We start from the raw sequence: 5,268 nt of genomic DNA, 5'->3' as shown, positions 1-5,268 counted from the left end.
CAAGCTGAAACAGATAAGCCCAAAATTCCAATGGCTATAATTAATTTATGCATTTTCCCCTCAACAATAAAAATTACATACGATTTATCTAAGTTATTGAATATTTATAGCATAAAGCTACTTTTAATAAATACGAGCAATAAAAAAGCCAGAACTGGTCCGGCTTTGAAAACTTACTTCATTGAATTTTTTAACGATGAGTATGAATTGACATCACAATACCCATCCCTGCCAACATGGAAATCACAGCTGTACCCCCATAACTCATCAATGGCAAAGGGTCACCCGTTACAGGTAAAATCCCACTGACCATGCCTGAGTTTAAAAACACGAAGAAAAAGAAAGTCAGTCCGATCGCACCGGCATACAAACGGCCAAAGTTATGAAAGCTATTCATGCCAATAATCAGACAGCGAATAATAATGGCCGTAAACAGGCTGAATAGCAGAAACACCCCGATAAAACCAAATTCTTCGGCATAAGTCGACATGATGAAGTCGGTATGATGTTCAGGTAAATAACCTAGATGAGACTGGGTGCCTTGCGAATAGCCTTTCCCCATAACCCCACCCGAACCGATGGCAATTTTGGACTGGATAATGTTCCAGCCTGCGCCCAAGGCATCCGATTCTGGATCGAATAAAGTCAGAATCCGTTTCTTTTGATATTCCTGCAACAAGAACATCCACAGTAGCGGCACTGCAACGGCCAAAGCAGCAAAGGCTCCAGCAATTAGACGCCATGACATGCCACTCAGGAACAGTACAAAGATTCCAGGAATCACCAGACCGATATTTAGATCGGGTTGTAATGCCACCAGTACAAAAGGTACGCCTAAAATCACCAAGGCGCCGACAATATCTAGAAATTTTGGCGGGAAAGGTTTACGGGCAAAGTACCAGGCCATCATCAGTGGCATGGCAAACTTCATTACCTCACTCGGCTGCATGCTCCCCACACCCGGCAATGTAATCCAGCGTGTTGCCCCCAGACGCTTTTCACCAATCACAAAGACCAGCAGTAGCATAAAGATACCGAACATATAAAAATATGGACTGGCAGCCTGATAAACCTTCGGTGGCACCTGTGCACAGATAAACATCACCACAAAGCCCACACCAAAACTGATCGCCTGGCGAATCACCATCCCCGAATCTTCAGAGGTGGCACTGTAAACCACCATCAGACCCAAGATCGCATTTAAAATCAGGAAACAAAGCAGCCATGGATCGAGGTGCAACTTGGTCCATCGGGAGGCATTCTGGGGATTAATACTACGACCATCGCGTGCGGACTGCCGCAAAAAACGATACTGCTGTGAAGGGATCATTGGCCCACGGGTAGAAAATTTATGATGGCAAAATTATAAGTTAAAGTGCTCCGGAATAAATCGCCATTGACTGATTTATTCCATTTTTATTGCAATATATTTAGCGCTGGGCAGCCAGAATCAGCTTGGCCAGTTCCAGATCATCTGGATAGGTAATTTTAATATTGTCAGAGCGACCTTGTACTACTTGAACTGGTTCGTCTATATGTTCCAGTGCACTGGCTTCATCGGTAATGGTAACACCATCTGCGAGTGCCTGCTGAATCGCACGTTCTAAGGTTCCAAGTTTCGCCATTTGTGGTGTTTGCGCCTGCCACAAAGTTGAACGATCTACTGTCGTTTCAATATCATGATTCTTTACGACACGTTTTAAGGTATCCCGTACCGGAATGGCCAGAATCGCAGCCTGATCAGTTTGAATTGCTGTATTGACCAGATCAATCAGGGAGCTTTGACTCACACAAGGACGGGCTGCATCATGCACCAAAACCCAATCCTCTTCTGAAGCAATCTCAGATAAATATTCCAAGGCATTTAGTACAGAGTTGACGCGCTCTGCACCGCCCAAGCAAAAATGTGCTTTATCCAGATGAGAAAGTGGCAGAGTCTTGGCAACATCATCCTGTGCACCAATCGCAAGGACATAACCTGCTAATGGCAATTGATTCAGGCGCGAAACCGTATGTTCAAGAACGGTCTGTTCCTGAATCATCTGGTATTGTTTAAGTTCGGTTTTGGAAAATCGGCTACCGGAACCTGCAGCTGGTAAAATGACCCACAATTTATGGTGTTGTTGGAACATCAGCTGATTCATTGGTTCTCAGGTCTACTTTATTCGAATTAAGATAAATCGGTTTATATTGAGTACTAATAGTGCTCATTTGCACAAAGGTTTCATGCGGCTTGATCAAACCTAGATCGAGACGGGCATGCTCTTCGATGGCTTCAATACCATTCTTCAAATCATAAACTTCTGCAGCCAGAACGCGATTACGTTCTTTCAGTTCTTCATTCAATTCTACTTGTTGCTGGATTTTCTGGGTCAATGCCTGATGGTCATTATAACCACCCTCACCGAACCAGTATAAATATTGAAACCCTGCGATCAGAACGATCGCAAGGCCCAACAGTACTTTACTCATCAAGGAGTCGAATACATTTAACATTGACATAAGTCGCTTAGTTCAAACCTTTGAACTCAGCTTTACCGCGATATGCAGCTTGAGTCAATTCTTCGATACGAAGTAATTGGTTATATTTCGCTACACGGTCAGAACGGCAAAGTGAACCAGTCTTGATTTGACCTGCTGCTGTACCTACTGCAAGATCTGCAATAGTAGAATCTTCAGTTTCGCCTGAACGGTGAGAGATTACAGTAGAGTAACCATTTGCTTTCGCAAGGTAGATTGCATCTAAAGTTTCAGTCAATGTACCGATCTGGTTGTACTTGATCAGGATTGAGTTACCTACTTTCTCGTTGATACCACGTTGAAGAATCTTAGGATTCGTAACGAACAGGTCATCACCCACCAACTGGATCTTGTCGCCAAGGATAGAAGTCAGGTAAGACCAGCCTTCCCAGTCAGATTCGTCCAGACCATCTTCAATCGAGATAATTGGGTATTGATTTACCAGACCTGCAAGGTAGTCAGCAAACTGGTTGCTTGTGAACGATTTGTTGCCTTCGCCAGCCAGGATGTATTGACCATCTTTGTAGAATTCTGAAGATGCGCAGTCAAGTGCAAGCATGATGTCAGAACCAGCTTTGTAACCAGTTTGCTCGATTGCAGACAGGATCACAGTAATAGCTTCTTCGTTAGAACGAAGGTTTGGCGCAAAACCACCTTCATCACCGACTGCAGTGTTCAAACCTTGTTTCTTCAAAACTGATTTTAAAGAATGGAAGATTTCAGCACCGGCACGTAACGCTTCAGAGAATGAAGTGAAACCTACAGGCTCAATCATGAATTCCTGAATATCAACAGTGTTGTCTGCGTGAGCACCACCGTTCAGGATGTTCATCATTGGAACAGGCATAGTCAAAATCTTTTGACCACGAAGATCTGCGATATATTGGTAAAGCGGAGTTTTCTTTTCTTCAGCAGCAGCACGCGCAGCAGCAAGAGATACCGCCAAAGTTGCGTTTGCACCTAATTTTTCTTTGTTTTCAGTACCGTCTAAAGCGATCATCGTATTGTCGATGTCTTTCTGTTCGAATACTGATTTACCCACTAACGCATCACGAATCAGAGTGTTTACGTTGTTAACCGCAGTTTTAACACCTTTACCTAGGTAACGTGCTTTATCGCCATCACGAAGTTCTAAAGCTTCACGAGAACCAGTTGAAGCACCAGATGGTGCACATGCACGGCCAACTACGCCAGATGCCAGGATAACGTCTGCTTCGATGGTTGGGTTACCACGAGAGTCCAAAATTTCACGTGCACGAATGTCAACGATTTGGCTCATGAACAATTCCTCAGTTGATTAATAACAGGATGCTTAAAACTGCATCAATGGGTATCTAATTTTTCAAATCCTTTCACTAGAGTATCCAGCTCTTTTAATTGAGCCAGGAATGGTTCTAGTTGAGATAAACGCAAGGCACAAGGACCATCACATTTTGCCACATCCGGATTTGGATGAGCTTCCAGGAACAAACCTGCAAGACCTGTTGCCATACCGGCACGCGCCAGTGTAGTAATCTGCGCACGACGACCACCGGCAGAGTCAGCACGACCGCCTGGAGTTTGTAATGCATGTGTTACATCAAAGAATACTGGCACGTTCATTTCTTTCATGATGTCGAAGCCCAGCATGTCTACAACCAGATTGTTGTAACCAAAAGCAGAACCACGCTCACAAAGAATCAGCTTGTCATTCCCTGCTTCCAGACACTTATGCAAAATGTGGCGCATTTCGTGCGGAGCAAGGAACTGGGCTTTCTTGATGTTGATAATGGCATCAGTTTTTGCCATCGCTTCAACCAGGTCAGTCTGACGACTTAAGAATGCAGGTAGCTGGATAATGTCAGCAACTTCTGCCACAGGAGCAGCCTGATACGGCTCATGTACATCAGTGATAATTGGCACATTAAAATGTTTTTTAATGTCGGCTAACCACTCGATTCCTTTTTCCAGGCCAGGCCCACGGAATGAGTTCAGGCTTGAACGGTTGGCTTTGTCAAAACTTGCTTTAAAGACATATGGAATATCTAAACGTTTGCAGATATCAACATAAGTCTCTGCAATTTCAAAAGCTAAGTCTTTCGACTCAAGTACGTTCATGCCGCCGAATAGTACAAATGGCAAGTGGTTTGCCATTTGTATATCGCCTAAACGTACAATTTCTTGTGGTTTTAATTGTGACATTTAAACTTCCTAGTTGTGTCTTAAACTCGCATTATTTAGTTTTTTGGTACTGTTTTTTCGCAGCATCAATGAAACCGGCAAATAATGGATGTCCATCACGTGGCGAGCTGGTAAATTCCGGGTGGAATTGTACTGCAATAAACCAAGGATGTGCAGGAATTTCAACAGTTTCTACCAGGTGTTGCACTGGAGAATAACCAGAAATCTTCATGCCTTTTTCTTCCAGCACTGGGATATAACGGTTGTTCATCTCGTAACGGTGACGGTGACGTTCGATAATTTCATCCGAACCATACACTTCAGCAGTCTTGGTACCCGGTACCAGTTCAGACTTCTGTGCACCTAGACGCATGGTACCGCCAAGATCAGAATCTACTGAACGCTGTTGAACTTCACCGCGCTCATCTAACCATTCAGTGATCAGACCAATCAATGGAGCTTTGGTTGAACGGTTGAATTCAGTCGAGGTTGCGTCAGCAATACCAGCCACGTTACGTGCATATTCCGTTCCTGGGTATCTGCTTAGGTATGCAGCTTGCAGTAATTGAATATGCACGTAACGTGGCT

At 43.9% G+C, this 5,268-nt stretch carries 5 protein-coding genes and 2 pseudogenes; 1 reads left to right on the top strand and 6 read right to left on the bottom strand.

Annotated features, from left to right (window positions below; translation table 11 throughout):
• Positions 1-190: 190 nt before the first annotated feature.
• From rodA to B4J23_RS08675, 6 genes and pseudogenes are all read right to left on the bottom strand, one after another.
• On the bottom strand, positions 191-1,330 hold the full coding sequence (gene rodA, locus B4J23_RS08700; protein ID WP_166134868.1) for a rod shape-determining protein RodA: 1,140 nt from the start codon (positions 1,328-1,330) through the stop codon (positions 191-193).
• Between the two features lie 100 nt (positions 1,331-1,430).
• Positions 1,431-2,144 (bottom strand): 2-C-methyl-D-erythritol 4-phosphate cytidylyltransferase, encoded by a 714-nt coding sequence (gene ispD / locus B4J23_RS08695; protein ID WP_284879577.1) that lies wholly within the window; start codon positions 2,142-2,144, stop codon positions 1,431-1,433.
• Positions 2,113-2,502 (bottom strand): septum formation initiator family protein, encoded by a 390-nt coding sequence (locus tag B4J23_RS08690; RefSeq protein ID WP_376748776.1) that lies wholly within the window; start codon positions 2,500-2,502, stop codon positions 2,113-2,115. Before B4J23_RS08690 ends, ispD begins: the two co-directional genes overlap by 32 nt.
• A gap of 7 nt (positions 2,503-2,509) precedes the next feature.
• Positions 2,510-3,799 carry a phosphopyruvate hydratase gene (gene eno / locus B4J23_RS08685; RefSeq protein ID WP_034171067.1) on the bottom strand — a complete coding sequence of 430 codons (1,290 nt, stop codon included), beginning with the start codon at positions 3,797-3,799 and terminating at the stop codon, positions 2,510-2,512.
• A gap of 44 nt (positions 3,800-3,843) precedes the next feature.
• Positions 3,844-4,701 carry a 3-deoxy-8-phosphooctulonate synthase gene (kdsA, locus tag B4J23_RS08680; protein WP_004783756.1) on the bottom strand — a complete coding sequence of 286 codons (858 nt, stop codon included), beginning with the start codon at positions 4,699-4,701 and terminating at the stop codon, positions 3,844-3,846.
• Positions 4,702-4,732: 31 nt separating this feature from the next.
• A pseudogene (locus tag B4J23_RS08675) lies at positions 4,733-5,206 on the bottom strand (glutamine amidotransferase-related protein); the annotation flags it as partial.
• Between B4J23_RS08675 and B4J23_RS14350 the strand changes: the two are divergent.
• Positions 5,203-5,268: pseudogene (locus B4J23_RS14350) on the top strand (glutamine amidotransferase-related protein); the annotation flags it as partial. The pseudogenes B4J23_RS08675 and B4J23_RS14350 sit on opposite strands and share 4 nt — an antisense overlap.

It is taken from the genome of Acinetobacter sp. UBA3025, assembly GCF_002367915.1.
GTDB lineage: Bacteria > Pseudomonadota > Gammaproteobacteria > Pseudomonadales > Moraxellaceae > Acinetobacter.
Note: the sequence above shows the minus strand (reverse complement) of the source record. Positions and strands in the feature narration are given on the sequence as shown.